Genomic DNA, 23,454 nt, shown 5'->3' on the forward strand with positions numbered 1-23,454 from the left:
GGCAGGTTCAAGGGTCTGAGAGGTCAGTCGAACTTGCGCGATGGTGCCAGCACCATAGCCTCGCCCATCAACACCTTTTTACCGTCTACCGCACAGTGGCAATCCAGCTTGACCCGGCGCTTGGCAAAGTCGATGTCGATCACCTTGACCTCGGCGTAGACCATGTCACCGGGGCGAACGGGGGCCAGGAATTTCAGCGACTGCCCCATATAAACTGTGCCGTGGCCCGGCAGTTGTTCCCCGATCACGGCCGAGATCAGCCCGGCCGTCAGCATCCCGTGGGCGATGCGCCCCTCAAAAATTGTGTCGCGGGCATAGTCGTCATCCAGATGCACCGGGTTGCGGTCGGTCGAGACCTGCGCGAACATTTCGATATCTTCGTCCGTCACCACTTTGCGCAGGTGGCGGGTCATGCCCATTTCGATGTCTTCAATACAGATCGTGCCGCGCGGAAGATTGTCCAACATGTCACCCTCACTCGATTTCAATGGGCAACAAAAAAACCAAAGTCACCCAAGTTGGGTAACTTTATTACTTCGCAGTTGCAGAAAATCAAGTCTTTTCTGACTAGCGCAGGCGGCCGATTGTATAGGTGGGGTTGATGTTTTCCCTTGCGATATAATCGGTTAGGGATTCCGGATGCGGATGGTGCGACGTTTTGGTTTCGGCTGCTGCCAGACCGCCCGAGATGAACAGAGAATCAATGCCTTCACCCATGCCGCCCAGAATGTCTGTATGCGGGCCGTCGCCGATCACCAGAATATCGCCGTCAGGGATATCATGACCCAACTCCTGCAGTCGCCGACGTGCCAGATCATAGATCGGCGGATGCGGCTTGCCGAAGTAAAGGCTCTCGCCCCCCATCTCGGTGTAAAGCTTGGCCAGAGCGCCCGCGCACCATTCCCGAACCTCGCCCCGGTCGACCACGATATCTGGATTGGCGCAGAGAAGTTTCATGCCCTTCTGCTTGGCATAAAGGAAATCCGCGCGGTTGACGTCAGGGTCGGCCATCGGATCGAATGGTCCACAGCAGACAATCCCTTCGGCCTGATCCAGTGGCACACGCTCGATCTGAATTGGGTGGTGCAAAATCTTCAGCGGCTCGAAAAAGCCAGCATCGCGCGCCCATTCTCCCATGAAGTAAACTTTTTCGCCCACAGCGCCTCGAAACATAGCTGAGCGCGCCGAGTCTCCGCTTGTGGCGATCGTATCATAGGCGTCGTTGGGAACGTTGAATTGTTCCAGTTGCTCAGCCACCCCTGCACGGGGCTTGGGCGAGTTGGTGACCAGAACAACAATGCCCCCTTTGGCGCGATAACCTTGAAGCGCTGCCACGGCTTCGGGATAGGCGGTTATGCCGTTATGCACACAGCCCCAGAGGTCGACAAACAGCGCTTTGTAGCGGTCGGAGATTTCATCAAGTTTGTGAATAATCTGAGTCATTGAGCTGCCCCCGGGGCTCTGGAGTCGAAGTTGTGCCAGCTATGTCAAAGCTTCGGTCTTTTGACCATCCCAGCTGCAACTTTTCTGAATGAATAGCCGCATACGTTCAGTTGTCTTCACTGATTTCCTCGACGTCCGGTGCCTGTTGAACGTTTTCGGTGCCTAGAATGACCTGGGCGCCGATCCTGTTCTGAAAGCGAACGACAACCAGATAACCCGGCCCCAACTCGTCGCGCAGTACGTCGACCAGGGGTTTCTCGCGCAGGCTTTCCGGCAGGAGGCCTGCAATTGAAGACACCTTGAACGCGGCTTCAATTGGCAGGTCAACGATCAGCCAGATATCGGCTTGCTTGCGTTGAGCGTTTACGTCGACGCGAACAATCTCCACCGAAACTGGGTCAGCCCAATCGCGTATTGTCTGTGCCAATTGCGCTTCGGTCCGGGTTTCCAGATAGCGGTTATATGTCGACTTGCCCAATTGAATGACTACGAAGGTCAAGAACGCCAAGGTCACAACGACGCTGGCAGTAAAGTTCAGCTTGCGACGTCCCTTGCTGAAAACCACCGAACGAGCAGCGTACACGATGTAGACCGCGCAAGCCGATAGGATGATCGCCCCAAGGTTTGTTGCGAACAGCAAGCCGGCCTCATAAGCTTCAGCCGCTTCTTCAAAATACATCAATACCCCTGAGGCGGATAACGGGGGCACCAAAGACACGCCGATCGCAGCACCTGGCAGCAGGCTAACTTCTGATCGATTTATCTGCACATACGCTCCGGCGACGCCAGCCGCCAAGGCAACGATCAGATCTTCAGTCCCGGGATCGGTACGCGCCAGAACCTGATCAGGGATCAGAATTCCGCGGGGAACATCGGCGATATAGACAAGAAACCAGGCCAGAAAGACGCAGATAACGGCCGCCCCGCTTACAATCAGGGCAAGCTTGAACGCACGTCCCAGCCACCCCATGACCATCGAGGCAGCTATGCCCAGTATCGGTGTCATCAACGGTGCGACCAACATGGCGGCAATCACCACTGCGCCTGAATCGCGAAGCATCCCCATGGTCGCGATCACAACCGACAGTGTCAAAAGCATCGCAAATCTGCGCCAGTAGGCCGCTCGGTCATGCCCTTCGAACCGAAGGATGTCCCTGGTGGTGCTGAATTTTCGTTTACTCATTCCTGCGACCAAGACCCAAGCAAGACTATCCGCACCAGACTATCAACGGATACGCTCTATGCAAAATCTTGTGCCTTAACGAAAAAAGGCGCCCCGATACAGGCGCCTTTTGTTTGTGGTGCTACGAAGATCACACTTTGAGGTTGGGGATGATCTGCTTTTTCCGGCTCATGATTCCGGGCAGAACCACAGCGTCGCCGTTTACTGACGCACCAAAGCTCTTCTCGGCCACGCCTTTCACAAGGTCATTGGGCACAAGCAGGGTGGCTTCTTCGTTGAGGATGTCGACGACAAACAGCAATACCTGATCAACGCCGTCTTCCTTGGCAACATCCACCATCGACGCGGCCAGGCTGTCTTTGCGGTCCAGAACGACGCCCGGAGCGGTGGTTTCCAGAACTGAAACGCGGAACTTGGTGCCGTCGACTTCGTATTCCTTGCTATCCATGCGGATCAGTTCTGCGTCCGAGAACGAGGATACGTCCGACTTCGCGGCAAACATGTCAGCCGCATAGGCCGAAACGTCCAGACCCAGTTCAGCCGCCAGTTTTTCAGCCACTGCGCGGTCATGGGCGGTGGTGGTGGGCGAGCGGAATTCCAGCGTGTCCGACAGGATGCAGGTCAACGCCGCGCCTTTGACGGCGTCAGGCATTTTGGCAGCGTCGTCGCCCATCAGGTCAACCATGATCGTCGCGGTGCAGGCCAGTGGGCGCACGGTGATGTCGATTGGGCCTTTGGTTTCCAGCCCGCCGACCAGCTTGTGGTGGTCGATGATGGCGCGGATGTCTGCGCTGTTGACGCTGGCGGGCAGTTCGGCGGGGTTGTTGGTGTCAACGATTACGACCGGCACGTCCGCGTCCACGTCGGCGATAATACGCGGCTTGGGCAGGTCCCAGCGCTGCAGCATAAAGGCGGCCTCGGTGTTGGGTTCACCCAGCAGTACGGGTTCAGCCTGTTCACCTTTGACTTCGTTCAGATACCACGACCACAGGATCGGGGAGCCGGTGGAATCGGTGTCGGGGGATTTATGTCCAAATACGAGGGTTGTCATGTCAGCGTCCTGAGGATGGTAAATTTGCGCGCCTTATAGGGTGGTCAGGCGCACTTGTCACCCGGTCTCGGTTACACTGCGACGATAGGTAAAACCGGCTTAGAACGGCCCGCGCTCCAGAGTGTAGCCAGCCTGTTCCAACAGGTTCAGAAGCCCATGTTCTCCTCCAAGGTGTCCAGCGCCGACCGCGATCACGGCAGTCTGGTCCTGAATGTCCAGAATATGCGCCATCCAGTTATTGTTGCGACCGATCAGAAGCTGTTCTTCGAACCCGTCCCATTCCTCGTCGAAAATCTCTTCCGTCAGGCCCGAGGTCTCAAGCCCCTGCAACCGCGCGAATTGTAGGATTTCGCCGTGTTTCTCTTCGAGATAGGCGTTCAGCATCGTGGCCAGCTGGTCTTCGCTGCTTTCGAAGGCGTCGGCCATTCGGACGAGGGATTGCACCTGCTGTTCCATCGGGAATTCGTTGAACATCGCCATCAATTCCGCCGTTGTCTCAAGCGAGAACTGAGGGATGTCGTATTCGGCCGCCAAATCGGTCAGACGGGCATCCATCCCGTAACTGGCGTTCGGTTCGTGCACCATGCAGGGCGGCACGCCCAAAGTCATGCTGAGAAACCAGGGGCGCATTTTGGCCCCCATCCAGCTTGGGATGCCGCGATCGGCTAGACCTTGTGACAGGGTCTCCCACTGCTCGGCGGGGATCATGTCAATCAGCGTCGGACCCGAGGTGATCAGAACCGGGCTCAGATCCTCGGCCAGACCTTTTTGAAAGGCGTCCATCTCGGCCTTGGTGACTTCGAAATAAAACGCATCCGCCTGGCTGAGCGTTGGCTCTAGCCGTTCGACCACCGCGTCCATGCGGGCGTCATTGGTGTGAACGGTGCCGATCAGATGCAGGGTTGCACCGTCCTTGGTGGCGATCCAGTGATTGCCTTCGGGGTAGGGGAAATTAACAAGCGCCTGTTGAATCTGATCCTGCATTTCAGCCGATAAATCTGGGCGCAGGTCGCGCCCCTCGCAGGCCGCATAAGCGCTCAGCGGTACAAATAGACAAATGAAGATGAACAGAAAACGCATTGGAGCCACCCTTTAAACCTCGGACTTTTTTATTTGTGCCGCGACCATGCATTGCGCAAGGCATGGGATCAAGCGGTGCAAAGCGCCGCCGGTCCGATCTGTGTCTGGCATTCCACAGCAAATCCCCTAGCATGGCCGTATGGAGCGTGAGCAGGATCTTTACCCCCCCATCAAAGCGTTGTTGGAGCGTCAAGGTTACACCGTCAAGGGTGAGGTGGGTGCTGCCGATATAGTCGCCGTGCGCGCTGGGGAAGATCCGGTGATTGTCGAGCTGAAGTTGCGGTTCTCGCTGGCCCTGTTTCATCAGGCGATTGCGCGACTGAAGGTGACGGATCAGGTTTATATCGGTGTGCTCAAACCCAAAGGTCGCAGCGCTCGGCGGGCTCTGAAGGACAATCTGGCTTTGTGCCGCCGTTTGGGGCTTGGTCTGATTACCGTGCGTTCGGATGGTGTGGTTGAGGTTCAGTGTGATCCGGGTCCATATGCGCCGCGAAAGGACAAGGCGCGAAAGACGCGTCTGTTACGCGAGTTTGACCGGTTGGAGGGCGACCCTAATGCGGGCGGGGCCACGCGTCATGGGATTGTCACCGCCTATCGTCAGGATGCGCTGAAATGTGCGGCGCATCTGGCAGAGTGCGGCGCCACCAAAGGGGCCGAGGTTGCAAAGGCAACCGGTGTGGCCGCAGCCACCCGACTTATGCGAGAGAACCACTACGGGTGGTTCGACAAGGTCGAAAAGGGCGTTTATGCCCTGACGGATGCAGGGCAGGACGGACTGAAACACTGGGCCTACAGCTGGGATCACCCCGAATAGGGGCAGAGGTCCAAAAAATCCTTCACAGCTTGTTGACTCGGGGAATTGCACCCCCTAGCTATGCGTCGTTATCACTCGACAAGCATGAGTGCTAACGCCCCGCCATCCGGCGAGGGGAGGATTAACAACTTTGAGCCCAAGGAGCTGCAAAGATGGCATTGAAACCGCTTCATGACCGCGTGCTGGTTCGCCGTACAGAAAGCGAAGAGAAAACCGCAGGCGGCCTGATCATTCCTGACAGCGCAAAAGAAAAGCCCAGCGAAGGCGAAGTCGTCGCAACCGGCGAAGGCGCACGCAAGGACAGCGGCGAGCTGATCGCAATGGCTGTGAAAGCTGGCGACAAGATCCTGTTCGGCAAATGGTCGGGCACCGAGGTTCAGGTCGACGGCGAAGAGCTGCTGATGATGAAAGAAAGCGACATCATGGGGATCATCGAGTAAGCCGCGCGCTTCACTCTGATCTTCATTTACAACTTATTTCTCAAGGAGAAACGACATGGCTGCAAAGGACGTCAAGTTCGACACCGATGCCCGTAACCGCATGCTGGCAGGCGTAAACATCCTGGCCGATGCTGTTAAAGTGACCCTGGGCCCCAAAGGCCGCAACGTGGTTCTGGACAAATCCTTCGGTGCACCGCGCATCACCAAAGACGGTGTTTCGGTTGCCAAGGAAATCGAACTGGAAGACAAGTTCGAAAACATGGGCGCGCAGATGGTGAAAGAAGTCGCCAGCCGCACCAATGACGAAGCCGGTGACGGCACCACCACTGCAACTGTTCTGGCTCAAGCAATCGTTCGCGAAGGTCTGAAGCAGGTTGCTGCTGGCCTGAACCCGATGGACTTGAAGCGCGGCATCGACCTGGCAACTGCCAAGGTTGTCGAAGGCATTAAGTCGGCCTCGCGTGAAGTCAAAGACTCGGCAGAAGTTGCTCAGGTTGGCACCATCTCGGCCAACGGCGAAGCCGAAATCGGCCAGCAGATCGCAGACGCGATGCAGAAAGTTGGCAACGAAGGCGTTATCACCGTCGAAGAAAACAAAGGTCTGGAAACCGAGACCGATGTTGTCGAAGGTATGCAGTTCGACCGCGGCTACCTGTCGCCTTACTTCGTCACCAACGCAGACAAGATGATTGCAGAGCTCGATGACTGCATGATCCTGCTGCACGAAAAGAAACTGTCCTCGCTGCAGCCGATGGTTCCGCTGCTGGAGCAGGTGATCCAGTCGCAGAAGCCGCTGCTGATCATCGCAGAAGATGTTGAAGGCGAAGCGCTGGCAACTCTGGTTGTCAACAAACTGCGCGGCGGCCTGAAAATTGCTGCTGTCAAAGCACCGGGCTTCGGCGATCGCCGCAAAGCCATGCTGCAAGACATCGCGATCCTGACCGGCGGTCAGGTCATCAGCGAAGATCTGGGCATGAAGCTCGAGTCCGTCACCATGGACATGCTGGGCACCGCCAAGAAGATCGAAATCACCAAAGACGAAACCACCATCGTCGACGGTGCAGGCGAAAAAGCCGAGATCGAAGCACGTGTTGCTCAGATCCGCACTCAGATCGAAGAAACCTCGTCGGACTACGACCGTGAGAAGCTGCAAGAGCGCGTTGCCAAACTGGCAGGCGGTGTTGCTGTTATCCGCGTCGGCGGCATGACCGAAGTTGAAGTGAAAGAGCGTAAGGACCGTGTGGACGACGCTCTGAACGCGACCCGCGCTGCTGTGCAGGAAGGCGTTGTTGTGGGCGGCGGTGTTGCTCTGGTTCAGGCCGGTAAAGCACTGGAAGCTCTGGAAGGTGCAAACGCTGACCAGAACGCAGGCATCAACATCGTTCGTAAGGCAATCGAAGCGCCGCTGCGCCAGATCGCTGAAAACGCAGGCGTTGACGGTGCAGTTGTTGCTGGCAAAGTCCGCGAAAGCGGCGACGCAGCGTTCGGCTTCAACGCGCAGACCGAAGAATATGGCGACATGTTCTCGTTCGGCGTGATTGACCCGGCCAAAGTTGTCCGTACTGCACTGGAAGATGCAGCATCGGTTGCTGGCCTGCTGGTCACTACCGAAGCAATGGTTGCCGACAAGCCCCAGAAAGACGCACCCGCTGCTGGCGGCATGCCCGACATGGGCGGCATGGGCGGCATGATGTAAGCACATCGAATTCGCTCAGGCGAATTCTGACGATCCCCCCGATAGGTGCTTGGCCACTATTGACCAAGCTGTCGAAAGGGAAGCCGCAATATCAAGATGGGGTCGCCTTCGGGCGGCCCCGTTTCGTTAGGAATGCCCGCTGCGCGGACATGCCTCCGGCGGAGGTATTTTTGAACAGAAGAAGAGCGGGCACGGTTTGTCGCCGGGAATGTGAGTGTGCAAATGCGTCCGAACACGCTATGCGGTGGGAATGCGACTGTTTTTGCTGACTGCCCTGACTATGTGCGCCTTTGCGGCGAATTCGATCCTCAACCGTTTGGCCATTGATAGCGGCGCGAGCGACCCTGCCGGGTTTGCCATCGTGCGTGTGTTGGCCGGGGCAGTGGTGTTGGCAGCGCTGGTTTCATTCCGAGGGGGGCAGTTGCCTTTGCGGAACAGGCGCCGCATTGCGGGGGCCGGATCCTTATCCCTGTATATGATCGGGTTTTCTATTGCCTATCTGACCTTGGATGCGGGGTTAGGGGCTTTGATTCTGTTCGCAGTGGTTCAGATCACCATGTTTGCCGTGACATCCGTCACGGGGTCGGCACCTAGCGCACGGCAGATCGCAGGAGCTGGTATCGCTTTGGCTGGTCTGGCATGGGTTCTGTGGCCGAGCGGAGAGATTCAGGTGAACCCGGTGGGAGCGGCATTGATGATTGCGGCAGGGGTCGGATGGGCAATCTATTCGCTGGTTGGCCGGTCCGAACCAGATGCGCTGGCCGGAACAGCTGCCAATTTCGTCGTTGCTCTGCCTATCACAGGGCTAGCGTTGTTGCTGGTTGGAGGAGAGTGGAACATGACAGCCACCGGGTATGTACTGGCCGCTTTGTCTGGCGGTGTGACATCTGGGATGGGCTATGCCCTGTGGTATAGGGTTCTGCCGCAGCTGGCCCCGACGACCGCCGCCGTTGTGCAGTTGAGCGTGCCGATCATTGCCATTGTGGGGGGCGTTGCCTTGTTGGGTGAAACCGCCAGCCTACGTCTGATCCTTGGTGCCGCGCTGGTTCTGGGTGGCATTGCGTTGGCTGTTCTGCGCCTGTCGCGGCGCTAGGGGTTTCATCGCGCCCGCTTTGCCCTTATCTGGCCGCTATGAGATATGTGTTGGCCATTATTCTGTTTTTGTTGCCCGCCGCGGCCCATGCGAAATGTGTGGTGCTGCTGCACGGGCTTGCCCGGACCGAGGCGTCCTTTACGGTGATGGAGCAACTCTTTCAGGCGCATGGCTACACTGTTGTGCGGCCCGGATATCCCTCGACCGATCTGCCGATTGCCGAATTGGCGGCTCAGACCCTGCCAGATGCCTTTGCGGCTTGTGGTGACGATACCGTCAACGTGGTGGCGCATTCCATGGGGGGTATCCTGTTGCGTTTCTGGTTGCAGGACAACATGCCCGAAAACCTGGGCCGCGTGGTCATGCTTGGCCCGCCCAATCAGGGTAGCCAACTGGTGGATGAGTTAAGCGCCTACGAGGTCTTTGGTATCCTGAACGGCCCTGCCGGGCTGGCGTTGGGCACAGGTCCCGAAGGTATCCCGCGCAAGTTGCCGCCGGTGGACTTCGAACTTGGGGTGATCGCCGGTGAAAATTCGCTGAACCCGCTTTTTTCATCGCTGATCGAGGGCAAAGATGACGGTAAGGTCTCGGTCGAGACGACCAAGGTCGAGGGCATGAAGGACCATATCGTTCTGCCCGTGACCCATACTTTTATGATGAACAATCCTCGCGTGATGGCGCAAGCACTGCATTTCATCGAATTCGGCCAGTTTGACCCTCAGATTACATGGCTGGATGGCGTGCAAGCCATCATTGATGAGATCTGCCTCGGTTGGGATTGCTCAGAACCAGAATCGGAACCCTCAGAATGAGCGATCTGGCCCTGACGTTCACCGGCGCCGAGGTTCTGTTGCCAGGGGACGGTCTGGCCTTAGCTGATTTGTCGCTTGCAAAAGGAGTCATTCAGCCCGATCGCGCTGGCCGCGCCGTCGACCTAAACGGATTTCTCGTTTTACCTGGCATTATCGACCTGCACGGGGACGGGTTCGAACGTCACATCGCGCCGCGCCGTGGGGCGATGAAACAGATGGATGAGGGCATTCTGGCTGCCGAGGCCGAACTGGCGGCCAATGGCATTACCACCGCCGTGCTGGCGCAGTTTTACAGTTGGGAGGGCGGCGTGCGCGGTCCCGAATTTGCAGGGCAGGTCTTTGATGCAATTGCGTCCGTCAGAGACAGCGTTGTGACCGATCTGTTGCCCCAGCTTCGGTTCGAGACGCATATGTTGGACGACTATGTGGGTTTGCCGGAACGAATTGCGGCGTGGCAGGTGCCCTATGTGGTGTTCAATGACCATCTGCCGCATGATCGCCTTGCCGAAGGGCGCAAACCACCGCGTCTGACCGGGCAGGCGTTGAAGGCTGGGCGTAACCCTGAAATGCATTTCGAAATGCTGCTGTCCATGCACGCGCGGGGATCAGAGGTTCCAATGGCATTGGATAGCTTGTGCACGGTGTTGGAAAAGCAAAACGTGCGCATGGGCAGCCATGACGATGCCACAGCCCAAACCCGCGCAGATTGGCGCGCGCGTGGGGTGAAGATATCGGAATTCCCCGAAACGCTCGAAGCTGCCGAAGCCGCCCGCGCCGCAGGCGACCATATCATTCTCGGCTCGCCCAATGTGGTGCGCGGGGGCTCGCATAAAGGCAATGTCAGCGCGTTGGACCTGATCACGATGGGGTTCTGTGATGCGTTGGCCTCGGACTATCATTACCCAAGCCCCCGCCGCGCGGCACTGATGCTGGCCAAGTCAGGTTTGGTGGATTTTGCCGAGGCTTGGGCGCTGGTCTCTTCGGGCCCTGCGCGCGTTCTGGGTTTGAATGACCGGGGCACGCTGGCCACCGGAAAACGCGCGGATCTGACCATTTTGGACAAACAAACCCACCGCGTTGCCGCGACCATGGCAGAGGGGCGCTTCAGCTATATGGCCGGGGATATCGCGGCCCGGTTCCTTGTCTGATCCGCAAACTTCATCTGGCTAAAAATATCCCCGCCGGAGGCATCGCGCACCAGCGCGATTTCCTAGCGCGAAATGCGGTTGAAATGCCCCATCTTGCGGCCTGCCTTGACTTCGGCCTTACCGTAAAGATGCAAGGCTACATCGCGCTCTCTCGCCAAATCAGGCACCCGATCCATGTCATCGCCGATCAGGTTCTCCATCACCACATCACTATGGCGCTGACCGTCGCCCAAGGGCCACCCGGCGACCGCGCGGATATGCTGTTCGAACTGATCCACAGCACAACCGTTCTGCGTCCAGTGGCCCGAGTTATGCACCCGCGGCGCAATCTCATTCACGATCAATCCGCGCGCGGTCACGAACAGCTCGACCCCCATGACGCCCACATAGTCCAGCGCGTTCAGGATATTGGCTGCCAACAGCACCGCATCGGTGCGCTGCGCCGGAGGCAGTCGGGCCGGGACAGTCGTGGTATGCAAGATACCATCGCGGTGGACATTCTCGCCGGGATCGAAACAGGCGACCTGACCATCCAGCCCGCGTGCGGCGATGATCGAGACTTCGTGGCTAAACTCTACAAACCCTTCAAGGATCGCTGGTGCACCCGCCATATCGGTCAGAGCAGCCTCGGCATCTTCGGGCGCGCGCAACCGGGCTTGCCCCTTGCCATCGTAACCAAAGCGGCGGGTTTTCAGGATCGCGGGCGTGCCGATTTCCTCAATCGCGGATTTCAGGCTGCCCAGATCGGTGATATCGGCAAAAGGCGCGGTTTGTAGGCCCAGCCCTTGCAGAAATTTCTTCTCGGTCAGCCGATCCTGACTGACTCGCAACGCCTCGCGGCCCGGGCGAATGGGGCGGTGTGCCTCCAGCAGGTCCAGAGCCTCGGTCGGGATGTTCTCGAACTCATAGGTGATAACATCGACCGACTCGGCAAAGGCGCGCAGGGCGTCGGCATCGTCATAGGCGGCTGTGGTCACGCGGTCTGCGACCTGACCAGCGGGCGGGTTCGCGCCAGGCTCGAATATATGCGTCACAAAGCCCAGTCGCGCTGCGGCAACGGACAGCATCCGGCCCAGTTGTCCACCGCCAAGGATGCCAATCGTGGCTCCGGGTGCAAGCATGTCCGTCATTCTTCAGGTCTCCAGCCGTTTGCCGATTGCAGTCAGGGCGTCGCGCAGGGCCGCATGGGCCTTGCCCGCTTGCAGGGTTCGCGTCATTTGCAAGCTCAGTGTTCCGTCGGTTGCCAGCGCATCGCGTTCGGCGGCAAGCCGACCAGCCTGACCCTTTTCCATGCTGGCCAGGAAGCCAGCCATCAATTGGGTCGTGTAGAATTCCGCACCATCCGCATCGCCGGTCTGTTCGGTTAGCCAATCCACGCCGGTGGTCAGCAGATCCAGAACACCCGGAACCATCGCGCAGATAGCAAAATGAGCATTAAGCGAGGTCTCATTGGCTACTTTCACAACCGGATTTTCGGGGGCCATCAGACCCGCCAGCAGATCATCGTTCCCATAAGCCGCCAAGGGGCAGCCGCCCTGTTCCAAAAAGCCCAGAGGGATCGTCTGCACGAAATCCCCCGCGGGGGCGCAGAGCGATCTGAGATCCGTCTCGGACACCGCCGCCATCACCGACACGATCCGATGGTCGGCCCGAAAGGACAGGGGGGCCAGCACATCCGACGCAATGTGCGGACGCAGGCACAGAAACAAAATCTCGGACTGGTCGATCACCGATTGCGGACGGCCGACCGTTGCGTTGATGTCGGCCTTCAGTGTAGCCGAAACGGTGGCGTTACGCTCCGTCACAAAAATCTCATGCCCTTTACGTGCCAGCAGCCGGGCTATTGGCGCTGCGATGTGGCCGGTGCCGATGAACCCGACACGGCTCATCCCTGTGGCTCTTCGGGGATCGAGGCCGACAGCGCATCGCGCCACGTATCCAGCCGCTGCGCCAGAGCGTCATCCTGCAAGGCCAGAATACCAGCCGCCATCAGACCCGCATTGGCCCCGCCTGCCGACCCGATGGCCATGGTCGCCACAGGAAACCCCTTGGGCATCTGAACGATGGAATAAAGGGAATCGACGCCCGACAAGGCGCGCGTCTGTACTGGCACCCCAATAACGGGCACTCGCGTCTTCGAGGCCATCATACCGGGTAGGTGCGCTGCCCCTCCGGCCCCTGCGATGATCACATGCAGGCCACGCGGCACGGCGGTCTTGCCATAGTCCCACAGACGGTCAGGGGTACGGTGGGCGGACACGATACGCTTTTCATAGGCAATGCCCAACTCGTCCAGAATATCGGCGGCCTCTTTCATCGTGGGCCAGTCCGACTGGCTGCCCATGATGATCCCCACTTTCACGTCGCTCATCCGTTTACTTCCCTGCGTGCCGAAAGAGCGCGCACTATAGCCAAATCCGCCTTCGTGGCAATGCGTCAGGCGATGATGTCAGGGGTCAGACGGTCTTCGATCAGACGGATGATGTCTTTCAGCCGCAATTTCTGCTTTTTCAAGCGCTTGATGGTCAGCTGGTCCGCCGTTCCGGTGCCTTGAAGCGCCTCGATCGCTTCGTCCAGGTCTCGGTGCTGACGGCGGAAAACCTCAAGTTCAACCCGCAAAACGTCATCAGTTTTCATCGAAAGGTCGGTGGGGGCGTTCATTGGCGACTCGGGCTAGAATGTGGTGCGTATCACACAAGATAGTGTGTCAGGCTTTATATCGCCAGACCTTGTGGACATCCCGCGACATTCCCATATTCTATTCTACGCGGTTGCCAGAACGGGGCCGCAACTTACGTCGCTTTGGCAATAAAGGACGAACATACGTGTCTAAACTTACCTTAGGCTCATACCCGCATCTTTTGGGGTTCGAGCAACTGGAACGCCTTCTGGAACGGTCTGCAAAGGCCGGAAATGAAGGATATCCGCCCTACAATATCGAACAGACCTCGGACTATTCCTATCGCATCACACTGGCGGTAGCCGGGTTTGCAGAGCAGGATCTGTCGATCACCATCGAGGATCGCCAACTGGTGATCCGGGGCCGTCAACGCGACGACAGCGAGGGGCGCATCTTCCTGCATCGCGGCATCGCGGCACGTCAGTTCCAGCGCATGTTCGTGCTGGCCGATGGGGTCGAGGTGGGCGAGGCGATCATGGAAAACGGTCTGCTGCATGTGGATCTGACCCGCGCCGTGCCGGAAACCGTGGTGCAAACGATCAACATAAGAAAGGGGTAAGAGCAATGAATACACCGGTACAAATCGACGCCAATGGCGACCGTATCGTCTATGTGAAGAAGGTCGAGATTACGGACCTGCCGCGCGAGGTGCGCGAACAGGCGGGTGATCTGGATACGCTCTATGCGGTACATGATTCCGATGGACAACGCCTGGCTCTGGTCGCCGACCGCAAGCTGGCGTTCAACCTCGCGCGCGAGCATGACTTTTCGCCGGTGGCCGTGCACTGACACGGCCCCTTAGGCGTTTTCCCCGTGACATCCGCTGCCTGCCGGGCCAGATATGCCTTGCAATGGCAAGGGATGCGCGGGAATGAGCTGGTTCGATTTTGACTGGGTGGACGCCTTTACCGACCGGGCGTTTGGCGGCAATGGATGCGCTGTGGTGCATGATGCAGCCCATCTGTCGGACGCAACCTGCATGGCATATGTGCAAGAGACGTCTTTGGTCGAATGCACCTTTACCGGCCCCTCTGACGTGGCCGACATCCGGGTTCGGTATTTCCTGGCCAGCCGTGAAATTCCCTTTGCCGGACATCCCACCATTGCCACTGTCGCGGCCATGCGGTCGCGTGGTCTGTTTCAGGGCGATGCCCTGACGCTTGAGACCGGTGCCGGGATCGTCGATATCCGCCTGAATGGTGATGAGATCGAGATGACGCAGATCGCGCCCCAATTCGGCGCGCAGGTCCCAGTTGAACTGGTGGCCGAAACGATCGGCCTGCCGACCGATGCCATCATTTCCCCGCCGCAATTCGTGTCTACCGGTCTGCCGTTCTGCATCACGGTTCTGCGCGATCACGCGGCGTTGCGCGCCGCAAAACTGGTGGAAGGTCCATTGCGAGAGGTTGCGGCCAAAGCAGGCTTTTCCGGATCGGACATGGCCGAGCCATTTCTTGTGACGCTGCAAGGCGCGACCGGGGCGGGTGACACGTTCTCGCGCCTGCTGCTGGCCCCACCCAGCCCACCCGAGGATCCGTTCACAGGTTCTGCCACCGGTGCGATGGCGGCTTATCTGTGGAAATACCGGCTGATGGACAAGGACAGCTTCATCGCCGAACAGGGCCATGACATGGGCCGTCCGGGTCAGGCCACCGTCACGCGCGTTGGCCCACCAGAGGCAATGACCGGTATCAAGGTCGCCGGACGCGGCCATGTGCTGATGCGTGGGCAGGTCGACCTGCCCGAGGGGGTCTGATGTCCGAGCCCGCGATTGCCATTCTGCCCTATGGGCACCGGTTGGGGCCGAAACTGGCCGCGGTTCCCCTCAGCGATCTGATCTGGCCCGAGGGTTGCCCGGATCGCCTGATCGGTAAAACCGTCAGAGATCTTGAATCTACCGATCACCTGATCATGTATCCCAATTCCACCGTGCATCTGCGGTTGCGCCGGGGTACCCGCGCGCAGATTTCGCTGATGATGGGGGAACCCTCGGCCATCCACGCAAAACACGACCGGATGCTGCGCTGGACATGGCGTCGGTTCTTTCGTGTGCTGACCTTCCATGACGTCCTGTTGCAAGGCATCCCGAATGCGGTCTTTCTGCCCTATGGCGTCACCATGGTGCCGGACTGGCAGAAGTTGCCCGTCGCAAAGACCAAATCCTGTTCGCTGATCGCCTCGGCCAAGCGCGATCTGGAAGGTCACCAGTTGCGCCATGCGGTGATCGACTGGGTGCGCGAAACGGGCGCGGATGTCGATATCATGGGCCGTGGTTATATGCCGTTTGACCAAAAATCCGACGGGTTGGCGCCTTATCGCTATTCCGTGGTGATCGAGAATGTGCGGGAGCGGAATTATTTCTCGGAAAAACTGACCGATGCAATCCTCTGCGCCACCGTTCCGATCTATTGGGGCTGCCCGAATATAGAGGATTTCTTCGACACATCGGGCATGATCCTGTGCGAATCCGAGGCCGATATTCACCGTGCCATTCAAGACGCCTCGCCCGAGGACTACGCTGCGCGCCTGCCACATCTTCAGGCGATCCAGCCCAAAGCGACCGAGTTCGGAGATTTCGAATCCCGCGCCGTTGCGGCCATCCGTGCCGCGCTTCGAACATGAAAAAAGGCCCCCGCGGTGCGAGGGCCTGTGACTGTTTGGATGCAGCTTAGGACGCGGCGATCAGGCCCATACTCTCCAGTTTAAGCAGCACCTGATGGGCGCAGTTGTCGACATCGACATTCTCGGTCTCGACGCTCAGTTCAGGGTTCTGCGGCACATCATAAGGGTCCGAGATACCGGTGAATTCCTTGATCTTGCCTTCGCGCGCGAGCTTATACAGGCCCTTGCGGTCGCGGCGCTCGCATTCCTCGATACTGGTGGCAACGTGGACCTCGCAGAAGGCACCGAATTGCTCGACCTCTTCGCGCACGGCGCGGCGAGTGGTGGCATAGGGCGCAATGGGCGCACAGATGGCGATGCCACCGTTCTTGGTGATCTCGGAAGCAACGTACCCGATACGACGGATGTTCAGGTCGCGGTGTTCCTTCGAGAATCCCAGCTCTGACGACAGGTTCTTACGCACGATGTCACCGTCCAGCAGGGTTACAGGGCGGCCGCCCATCTCCATCAGCTTGACCATAAGCGCGTTGGCGATGGTGGATTTGCCCGAGCCCGAGAAGCCGGTGAAAAACACGGTAAAACCTTGCTGGCTGCGCGGCGGTTTGGTTTTGCGCAACTCGGCCACAACCTCGGGGAAGCTGAACCATTCGGGGATTTCCAGACCTTCCGCCAGACGGCGGCGCAGTTCGGTACCCGAGATGTTCAGGATGGTGACGTCATCCTTGTCCAGAATCTCGTCATTCGGTTCGTATTGGGCGCGTTCCTGCACATAGACCATGTGTTTGAAATCAACCATCTCAACACCGATTTCATCCTGATGCTGGCGGAACAGGTCTTGCGCGTCATAGGGGCCATAGAAATCTTCTCCGGCCGAGTTCTTGCCGGGGCCCGCATGGTCGCGACCTACGATGAAGTGGGTACAGCCGTGGTTGGCACGGATCAGGCCATGCCAGACGGCTTCGCGCGGGCCAGCCATACGCATTGCGAGGTTCAGCAGCGACATTGAGGTGGTCGAGGCTGGATACTTGTCCAGAACCGCCTCATAGCAGCGCACGCGGGTAAAGTGGTCGACATCGCCCGGTTTGGTCATGCCGACAACCGGGTGGATCAGCAGGTTGGCCTGCGCTTCCTTGGCGGCGCGGAAGGTCAGTTCCTGGTGGGCGCGGTGCAGCGGGTTGCGGGTTTGGAATGCAACGATGCGACGCCAGCCCAGCTTGCGGAAGAACGAGCGCAACTCGTTCGGAGTGTCACGCCGGGCGCGGAAATCATAGTGGACAGGCTGCTGGATGCCGGTGACAGGGCCGCCCAGATAGACCTTGCCCGCCACATTGTGCAGATAGTTCACCGCAGGGTGCGCATCGTCATCCGCGCCGAACACCTTTCCGGCCTCGCGCGCTTTGTCCGGGGTCCAGCGGTCGGTCACAGTCATGGTGCCCAGAATGACACCTTCCTGGTCGCGCAGGGCGATGTCCTGACCCAGTTCGATGCTTTCGGCAAAGTCTTCGCTGACATCCAGAGTGATCGGCATCGGCCACAGCGTGCCATCAGCCAGACGCATATTCTCGACCACATTGTCGTAATCGGCCTCGGACAGGAAACCTTTGAGCGGGTTGAATCCGCCGTTCATCAGCAGTTCCAGGTCGCAGATCTGGCGCGGGCTCAGGTCCCAGCTGGTCAGGTCGGCAGCTTCTACTTTCAGTTTCTGCGCCGACTCGTAGGAAACATACAGTTCAGGGATCGGAGCCAGATTGCTCAACATCGTCATGGGAATACTCTTGTCGAAGTTCGGTTTTTTTACCGGTGGTTCAGTGTCTTTGCGGGGCGTTTGCCCCGACTGTGGGGCGAAGTCCATATACATTCAGGTAATTAAGGACGATATGCGCAGTTTTTACTGCGTTTGGAAGGATTTTTTGACCGGTAGAAGTTTTGAGGACGAAATTCCCGACGATTTACGGTTCGCAGGTGAATTCAGTACGTATGTTCTATTCTGCGGCGGTGGCTGCAAGATCGGTAGCGCTGGTCACAGGCAAGGCGGGAATCGGTCGCGTGACCCCGCGCAAATCAAACGACTTCAAGCCGCTTTGATCTCCGCCGAATCCGGCGGCCTGAAGCAATTCGGACGACACCAGCAGCTCGACCCCAAGGTCCTTGGTTTGCCCTTCTAGCCTGCTGGCAACGTTAACAGCATCGCCGATGATCGTGCGCGTTGCGGTGCCTGCTGCGCCAATTTCACCCAAAACCAGATCTCCCAGATGCAGACCCATTCCGATGCGGATACGTGGGCTGCCTTCCGCTTCTAGCCGCTGATTGAATTGAACGAGGGCGCGACTGACATTTATGGCTGCCTGCAACCCTGCGCGGGCCGAACTTTCTGTATCGGGTGTTTCAAACACCGCCAGCAGACCATCCCCCATGTATTTATCGACCACCCCGCGCTCGGCGGTGATGGCGGGCACGATGGCGTCAAAGAACCGGTTCAGCAGGAATACGATGTCATAGGGCAACTGACCCGTCGTCCGAGAGGTAAAACCACGCATGTCCAGAAACAGAACGGCCAGTTTGCGCTCTTGTCCCTGGCTGGAATGTGCGCGTTGCCGACCGCCGTCGGGGCGGAACATGCGAAACGCGGTCAACGGTTCTGTTGGTCGAATCTGACAGGCCAGGCGCGCTTTTCTTGGAGCACCCACGGCTGCAAGGCTGCGCGCCTCTACCACGCTAGGCGAGGGGAGGGCGTCTGCCCCATCCTCGACAATCACCCGACAAGTTGTGCAGCGTCCTTTACCCCCGCACAATGCAGTGTGCGGGATGCCATTGGCTTGCGAAATCTCCAGCAATGTCATGCCTTTTTCGGCGACGACTTCGGGGCCTTCCACGTATTTCACCCGGACCGAGTGCCTGCGCCGCAGCAATTTGCGCACTGCAAAAACAGTTAATGAGGTCCCCAGCGCGATCCAGAAAGCCGTGACAGCATTGCTCTTGATGCTGAACAGTGCCTGAAAGTCCTGTTGAGACGGCCAGTTATAGTGGTCGATATACTGGTCACGCAGAAACGGATCGGCGAAATCCATCCAGAGGCGCCGTCCCTCGGTCAGCAATCCGGCCAGCGCGAACGACGGGACAAACACCGCCAACCCGATCAGGTAGGGCGCAGTTTTTGACCACCAATCGGTCAGGCGCAGCCACATGTGAAGGCCAATGCAGCTGTGAATCCAGACAATCAGCAGCAATGCGCTTTGCAGCCAGATCGCGCTGCTGTTCCACATCAGGATGATGATATAGCCCATCTCGTCATTGACGTCATAGACCTCGTGCGCGTAGCGCGTATAGACGATATGAGTGATCAGCTGCAGAGGGATCAGCAGGCCCAGAACCACCTGCAGCGCCGTGCTGACCGGCATTCTGAGCGTCCTGCGCTGGCTGATCGAATACAGCGCCAAGCCTGTGTGCACAAACAACGCCAAATACAGAAACGCACTGCCGATGTCATGGCGCGTCACTGCGTGGCGGCCATCCTGCATCCCGTGCAGGTAATCGGTATGAAACAACCCCAACCCGATGTTGATGAAGTGAAAAAAGGCGAAGGCAAACAGGACCAGGCCGCTGCCGATCCTCAGCCGGGTTGCCCACCCGCCTTGCCATAGAACGCTACTCAATCAAATCACCTGCACGCGCTTTGTCTGAAGCCGAGTCTGGTACGGGGGAGGCGACGGGTCAAGAATAAGGCGGAACCCAAGCGGTCGCAGGCGCATCGACATGGATCACGTCAGCCGAAATTTTGAACAGCACGAGATGGCTGAGGTCTGGCCGGGACCGAGAGCTGTAAATCAGCCCGTCCGCCCCTTGCGCACGGGCCGCTTCCGAGAACTGCCAGGTGGGCGAGGGGCGGTCCATCTCCTGCCACACGACCGAGGCTGTGCGTTGTCCGCGCAGGTCGACAAGGCGTGCTTTGGTGATCCGGGCTTGTTGCAAAACACGCGGGGGATCATCCTTGCCGACATAGCGCCGGATCGCGACCGCAGCCCCCTCGGCGCTGAGCGACGCGTAAAGCGCTGTCTGCCCTGCAAAATGAAAACGCCCCTCGGGCGCCTTTGCAGGGGCCAGAGGGGCGTCGCATTGGGACAAAAACAGAATTCTCCAGACCGGGCCGGAGAATTCCAACAAAGTGTTATTCCTGCTCTGCCAGGAAGCGTTCGGCGTCTAGCGCAGCCATACAGCCCATACCGGCGCTGGTCACGGCCTGACGATAGATGTGGTCGGTCAGGTCCCCTGCGGCGAAAACACCGGGGATAGAGGTTTCGGTCGAGCCCGGCTTGGTTACGACATAGCCGCCCATATGGGTTTCCAGCGTGTCCTTGACCAGCTCATTGGCGGGGGCATGACCGATGGCGACAAAGACACCCTTACACGGGATCTCGGTGATCTCGCCGGTTTTGACGTTCTTGACGCGTACACCTTCGACGCCCAGCGGGGCATCAGTACCGACGACCTCGTCCAACTCATGAAACCAAAGGGGTTCGATCTTTTCGTTTTTGAACAGCCGGTCCTGCAGGATTTTCTCGGCCCGCAACTCGTCGCGGCGGTGGATCAGAGTGACCTTGCTGGCGAAGTTGGTCAGAAACAGCGCCTCTTCCACGGCGGTGTTGCCACCGCCGATGACCACGATCTCTTGCCCGCGATAGAAGAACCCGTCGCAGGTGGCGCAGGCCGAGACGCCAAAGCCCTTAAATTTGTCCTCGGACGGCAGGCCCAGCCATTTGGCGCGCGCGCCTGTCGCCAGAATGACGGCGTCGGCCGTATAGGTCGTGCCGCTGTCGCCCGTGGCGGTGAAGGGGCGTTTGCTGACATCCAGATCGCTGATGATGTCGCCGATGATCTCACACCCCATAGCTGCGGCATGTTCCTGCATCTTGATCATCAGATCGGGGCCCTGCACCTCGGTAAAGCCGGGGTAGTTTTCGACTTCGGTCGTGGTGGTCAGCTGACCGCCGGGCTCGATGCCCTGAACCAGAATCGGGTTCAGCATCGCGCGGCTGGCGTAGACGCCCGCGGTGTATCCGGCAGGTCCCGATCCGATGATTAGAACCTTGGTGTGTTTCGTTTCGGCCATGGTACCCCCAACTCGATATGCCTGACTTGGGCGCTTGGCCCCTTGGCGATTGGATATAGCGACCCAGTGGCGGCGCTTAAAGCCCCTTCCTGACGGGTATCGGCCTTGCGGCTATGGAATGGCAATGAAACAAAGAATGTTGCGCAGGGGCGAAATATTATTGCGCATCAAGTGGGTGCTGATATAACAACTGAAAAAAATCAGGAGCATTTTATGGTCACGACCCGGCTGGATGAGATTGACCGCAAGATTTTGGCGGAATTGCAGGCAGACGGTCGCATGACCAATGTCGAATTGGCGAAACGTGTCGGGATTTCAGCCCCTCCTTGCCTGCGTCGGGTTCGCACGCTTGAGGAATCGGGTTTTATTCGCGGGTACCACGCCGAGGTGAACGCGCGCGAATTGGGGTTCGAGGTTCAGGTCTTTGCCAGCGTCGGTCTGGAAAGTCAGGCCGAAACGGAACTGACCGCCTTTGAGGAACGCTGCCGCGAATGGCCCTTGGTCCGGGAGTGTCACATGCTGAACGGTGAGGTGGATTTCATCCTGAAATGCGTCGCCCCCGACCTCAGCAGCTTTCAGCAGTTCCTAACCGGAGAGCTGCTGACGACGCCGAACGTGGCCAGTGTTAAAACATCACTGGTCATTCGTGGTGCTAAGGACGAGCCCGGCGTGCCTTTTGACGTGCTGGAAGAACGAATGAACCGGACGGCGTAAAGCGCGTCCGTTTATGTGCGGCGCAACACCTTGGCAAGATGGCCGTCACGTACAAAAACAGTACCCAACCCAATAGTATCTGCATAAAGCCCCCACTTTGCAGTATCTGGTAATTTTTAAGCTGTGATCGCGTCGACCTCACCATCGCCAGCGCGCGGCATCAGCAGCGGTCCGAAATCGTTCAGCGAATCGGCATGCGCGAACAGGTTCAGAAAGATCGACCTCAAGGAGTGGCTGATCATGCGAACCGCGTTCACGCCGGGATGATAGGTTTCAAACTGCAGTCCGTCGACCTTGATAACCGCGTGACGTTTCAGGCAGATGTGAAACAGTTCAACTGGCGTCGGCGGCAATGTCTCGATCACGTTCATTCCGTCCTGGAATTCGTGAACCGGGGTCAGGATCGTCTCATTCCCGTGTAGATGCCGAAGATGCGCCGGAGTGCCCACGATCCGGGCTGATGGCCCCGCGATCACGCCTGAAAGAGGTTTTTGCATGCCGAATGTGTCGGCCATGATGCGGGTCAGCGGACGGGTGCGCCCACGCGAATCTTCGCGCCCCGGTACCAGCGTGACCGAGCCTTTCCACAACACGATCTGCGAGGTGCCATCCTGCGTCAGAACTGTGTCTCCGGGCAGTAGGTCTTCGATGGCGACCGGCCCGGTTTCAGTGTCGACCAGCGATCCGCGGGTAAAGGCGCAAAAGGCATCCTCGAACATCGGCAGGGCTGGCGCGATATGGCGGGTTTGCGCAATGTCACCATTGGGCAGAAGCGCACTGACCTCATAGCGCCGCAGCTGCGCCTTGGGTTTGTTCGGTGCACGTGACGCGTCGCGCAGCATCGCTGACGTATCAACCGCATTTCTGGCCGCCCGCGAGAGCGAATGTGGAATAGGCATTGTTATTCCGTCCCTTCTAAAGTCCGCTCAGACAGGTTGACCCCTCCGTCCATGCCCGTCTGACCAGTTTTCTTCTTTGTTTTGAATGAAAGGGCGACCTTGGGGCGATCGTCGCACTGACGTCGCATCGCAGCAGTATCGCGTATCCCTTTGGTCAACATCTTGACCCCCCAGACAAACTCACAACAACGCGGGCGGAAATTGCCTGCGCACACATGCCCCTCACCCGCGCCGCATAAAATACCTGCGGCAGGGTACGCGTCAGGCCGGAGCACCCCTCTGACGCCGGTCTTGGCCCAGGAAACCGGCAGCTTGGTACCCTGAACATCGCGATCAACGCCGTGCCGCCAAGCGGCGGGCAACCCTGATCGAGTGGCTGGAAACGCCCTTCCACGGCATGTCCAGACCTTTCTCTCTGCTCGCCGCGATAACGGCGCTTAGAAAGCGAGATTTTCCCTTCATTCCTGTAGTCCTGCTCTTGTCGAGGTCGTGGCCTCAATTCCCTTTGGACCTAATCTGACGCCATATTGCGGCAGCGATAAGGCTGATCCGGGATCAATTCAGGACAAAATGAAGGATGGCAGCTCCTCTTTCTTTATGCTGTCCTGCACTGCTGGAGCATCGGCAGATAAGCACCTGAGACCGGACAATAAAACTTGGTTTCTTCCGACT

General features: G+C 58.5%; 26 protein-coding genes. 11 read left to right on the forward strand and 15 right to left on the reverse strand.

The window, feature by feature from the left end; all coding sequences use genetic code 11:
* Positions 1–23: 23 nt before the first annotated feature.
* The 5 genes from GOV80_RS07840 to GOV80_RS07860 all read right to left on the reverse strand — a co-directional run bounded on the left by GOV80_RS07840 (position 24) and on the right by GOV80_RS07860 (position 4,757).
* On the reverse strand, positions 24–467 hold the full coding sequence (locus tag GOV80_RS07840) for a MaoC family dehydratase (protein WP_170352332.1): 444 nt from the start codon (positions 465–467) through the stop codon (positions 24–26).
* A 100-nt stretch (positions 468–567) separates the two neighbouring features.
* Entirely contained in the window at positions 568–1,443 is an 876-nt protein-coding gene (locus GOV80_RS07845) for a TIGR01459 family HAD-type hydrolase (RefSeq protein ID WP_170783796.1), read from the reverse strand.
* A 106-nt stretch (positions 1,444–1,549) separates the two neighbouring features.
* Entirely contained in the window at positions 1,550–2,626 is a 1,077-nt protein-coding gene (locus tag GOV80_RS07850; RefSeq protein WP_170783798.1) for a DUF389 domain-containing protein, read from the reverse strand.
* 130 nt (positions 2,627–2,756) lie between these two features.
* Positions 2,757–3,677 (reverse strand): manganese-dependent inorganic pyrophosphatase, encoded by a 921-nt coding sequence (locus GOV80_RS07855; protein WP_170783800.1) that lies wholly within the window; start codon positions 3,675–3,677, stop codon positions 2,757–2,759.
* Positions 3,678–3,776: 99 nt separating this feature from the next.
* The gene (locus GOV80_RS07860; RefSeq protein ID WP_170783802.1) at positions 3,777–4,757 is read right to left on the reverse strand and encodes a TraB/GumN family protein; all 981 of its coding nucleotides are present in this window, start codon (positions 4,755–4,757) and stop codon (positions 3,777–3,779) included.
* A 139-nt stretch (positions 4,758–4,896) separates the two neighbouring features.
* Here GOV80_RS07860 and GOV80_RS07865 point away from each other — a divergent pair, with 139 nt between their 5' ends.
* From GOV80_RS07865 to GOV80_RS07890, 6 genes are all read left to right on the forward strand, one after another.
* A complete protein-coding gene (locus tag GOV80_RS07865; RefSeq protein WP_170783804.1) occupies positions 4,897–5,571 on the forward strand; it encodes a DUF2161 domain-containing phosphodiesterase in 675 nt (224 codons plus the stop codon).
* Positions 5,572–5,723: 152 nt separating this feature from the next.
* Positions 5,724–6,011, forward strand: a complete 288-nt coding sequence (gene groES, locus GOV80_RS07870; RefSeq protein ID WP_170352338.1) for a co-chaperone GroES — start codon at positions 5,724–5,726, stop codon at positions 6,009–6,011.
* 55 nt (positions 6,012–6,066) lie between these two features.
* Positions 6,067–7,707, forward strand: coding sequence for a chaperonin GroEL (groL, locus tag GOV80_RS07875; RefSeq protein ID WP_170440794.1), 1,641 nt, complete (start codon positions 6,067–6,069; stop codon positions 7,705–7,707).
* 250 nt (positions 7,708–7,957) lie between these two features.
* On the forward strand, positions 7,958–8,800 hold the full coding sequence (locus GOV80_RS07880) for a DMT family transporter (protein WP_170783806.1): 843 nt from the start codon (positions 7,958–7,960) through the stop codon (positions 8,798–8,800).
* Positions 8,801–8,838: 38 nt separating this feature from the next.
* Positions 8,839–9,612, forward strand: coding sequence for an alpha/beta fold hydrolase (locus GOV80_RS07885; RefSeq protein ID WP_170769026.1), 774 nt, complete (start codon positions 8,839–8,841; stop codon positions 9,610–9,612).
* Positions 9,609–10,760, forward strand: a complete 1,152-nt coding sequence (locus tag GOV80_RS07890; protein WP_170783808.1) for an alpha-D-ribose 1-methylphosphonate 5-triphosphate diphosphatase — start codon at positions 9,609–9,611, stop codon at positions 10,758–10,760. The genes GOV80_RS07885 and GOV80_RS07890 overlap by 4 nt, the downstream gene beginning before the upstream one ends.
* 62 nt (positions 10,761–10,822) lie before the next feature.
* Here GOV80_RS07890 and GOV80_RS07895 read toward each other — a convergent pair whose 3' ends face one another.
* The 4 genes from GOV80_RS07895 to GOV80_RS07910 form a co-directional block, all read right to left on the reverse strand.
* On the reverse strand, positions 10,823–11,890 hold the full coding sequence (locus tag GOV80_RS07895) for a 5-(carboxyamino)imidazole ribonucleotide synthase (protein WP_170783810.1): 1,068 nt from the start codon (positions 11,888–11,890) through the stop codon (positions 10,823–10,825).
* Between the two features lie 3 nt (positions 11,891–11,893).
* Entirely contained in the window at positions 11,894–12,649 is a 756-nt protein-coding gene (locus tag GOV80_RS07900) for an NAD(P)-binding domain-containing protein (RefSeq protein WP_170783812.1), read from the reverse strand.
* The gene (gene purE / locus GOV80_RS07905) at positions 12,646–13,131 is read right to left on the reverse strand and encodes a 5-(carboxyamino)imidazole ribonucleotide mutase (RefSeq protein WP_170783814.1); all 486 of its coding nucleotides are present in this window, start codon (positions 13,129–13,131) and stop codon (positions 12,646–12,648) included. The genes GOV80_RS07900 and purE overlap by 4 nt, the downstream gene beginning before the upstream one ends.
* A 65-nt stretch (positions 13,132–13,196) precedes the next feature.
* Positions 13,197–13,421 (reverse strand): YdcH family protein, encoded by a 225-nt coding sequence (locus GOV80_RS07910; RefSeq protein WP_170352346.1) that lies wholly within the window; start codon positions 13,419–13,421, stop codon positions 13,197–13,199.
* 164 nt (positions 13,422–13,585) lie between these two features.
* On the opposite strand from GOV80_RS07910, the gene GOV80_RS07915 reads away from it, so the two are divergent.
* From GOV80_RS07915 to GOV80_RS07930, 4 genes are all read left to right on the forward strand, one after another.
* Positions 13,586–13,999 (forward strand): Hsp20 family protein, encoded by a 414-nt coding sequence (locus tag GOV80_RS07915; RefSeq protein ID WP_170769031.1) that lies wholly within the window; start codon positions 13,586–13,588, stop codon positions 13,997–13,999.
* 5 nt (positions 14,000–14,004) lie between these two features.
* A complete protein-coding gene (locus GOV80_RS07920; RefSeq protein WP_170769032.1) occupies positions 14,005–14,229 on the forward strand; it encodes a DUF1150 family protein in 225 nt (74 codons plus the stop codon).
* Positions 14,230–14,311: 82 nt separating this feature from the next.
* Positions 14,312–15,196, forward strand: coding sequence for a PhzF family phenazine biosynthesis protein (locus GOV80_RS07925; protein ID WP_170783817.1), 885 nt, complete (start codon positions 14,312–14,314; stop codon positions 15,194–15,196).
* Complete coding sequence (locus GOV80_RS07930) at positions 15,196–16,062, forward strand: glycosyltransferase family 10 fucosyltransferase (protein ID WP_170783819.1); 867 nt, start codon at positions 15,196–15,198, stop codon at positions 16,060–16,062. Before GOV80_RS07925 ends, GOV80_RS07930 begins: the two co-directional genes overlap by 1 nt.
* Before the next feature lie 46 nt (positions 16,063–16,108).
* Here the strand turns inward: GOV80_RS07930 and GOV80_RS07935 are convergent, their stop codons facing one another.
* From GOV80_RS07935 to trxB, 4 genes are all read right to left on the reverse strand, one after another.
* Positions 16,109–17,827: a bifunctional sulfate adenylyltransferase/adenylylsulfate kinase gene (locus GOV80_RS07935; protein ID WP_170783821.1), complete on the reverse strand. Its 1,719-nt coding sequence runs from the start codon at positions 17,825–17,827 to the stop codon at positions 16,109–16,111.
* A gap of 217 nt (positions 17,828–18,044) precedes the next feature.
* On the reverse strand, positions 18,045–19,715 hold the full coding sequence (locus GOV80_RS07940; RefSeq protein ID WP_170783823.1) for an adenylate/guanylate cyclase domain-containing protein: 1,671 nt from the start codon (positions 19,713–19,715) through the stop codon (positions 18,045–18,047).
* A 58-nt stretch (positions 19,716–19,773) separates the two neighbouring features.
* Positions 19,774–20,223: an RES family NAD+ phosphorylase gene (locus GOV80_RS07945; RefSeq protein ID WP_170783825.1), complete on the reverse strand. Its 450-nt coding sequence runs from the start codon at positions 20,221–20,223 to the stop codon at positions 19,774–19,776.
* Positions 20,224–20,227: 4 nt separating this feature from the next.
* Positions 20,228–21,169, reverse strand: coding sequence for a thioredoxin-disulfide reductase (trxB, locus tag GOV80_RS07950; RefSeq protein ID WP_170769038.1), 942 nt, complete (start codon positions 21,167–21,169; stop codon positions 20,228–20,230).
* A gap of 213 nt (positions 21,170–21,382) precedes the next feature.
* Here trxB and GOV80_RS07955 point away from each other — a divergent pair, with 213 nt between their 5' ends.
* Positions 21,383–21,883, forward strand: a complete 501-nt coding sequence (locus tag GOV80_RS07955) for an Lrp/AsnC family transcriptional regulator (protein ID WP_170783827.1) — start codon at positions 21,383–21,385, stop codon at positions 21,881–21,883.
* A 116-nt stretch (positions 21,884–21,999) separates the two neighbouring features.
* Here the strand turns inward: GOV80_RS07955 and GOV80_RS07960 are convergent, their stop codons facing one another.
* Together GOV80_RS07960 and GOV80_RS22525 are read right to left on the reverse strand one after the other, a co-directional pair.
* Entirely contained in the window at positions 22,000–22,782 is a 783-nt protein-coding gene (locus GOV80_RS07960) for a Hint domain-containing protein (RefSeq protein WP_170783829.1), read from the reverse strand.
* A 333-nt stretch (positions 22,783–23,115) separates the two neighbouring features.
* The gene (locus GOV80_RS22525; RefSeq protein ID WP_269149749.1) at positions 23,116–23,244 is read right to left on the reverse strand and encodes a hypothetical protein; all 129 of its coding nucleotides are present in this window, start codon (positions 23,242–23,244) and stop codon (positions 23,116–23,118) included.
* Positions 23,245–23,454 lie beyond the last annotated feature (210 nt).

It is taken from the genome of Ruegeria lacuscaerulensis (genome assembly GCF_013034685.1).
Classification (GTDB): Bacteria; Pseudomonadota; Alphaproteobacteria; order Rhodobacterales; family Rhodobacteraceae; genus Ruegeria; species Ruegeria lacuscaerulensis_B.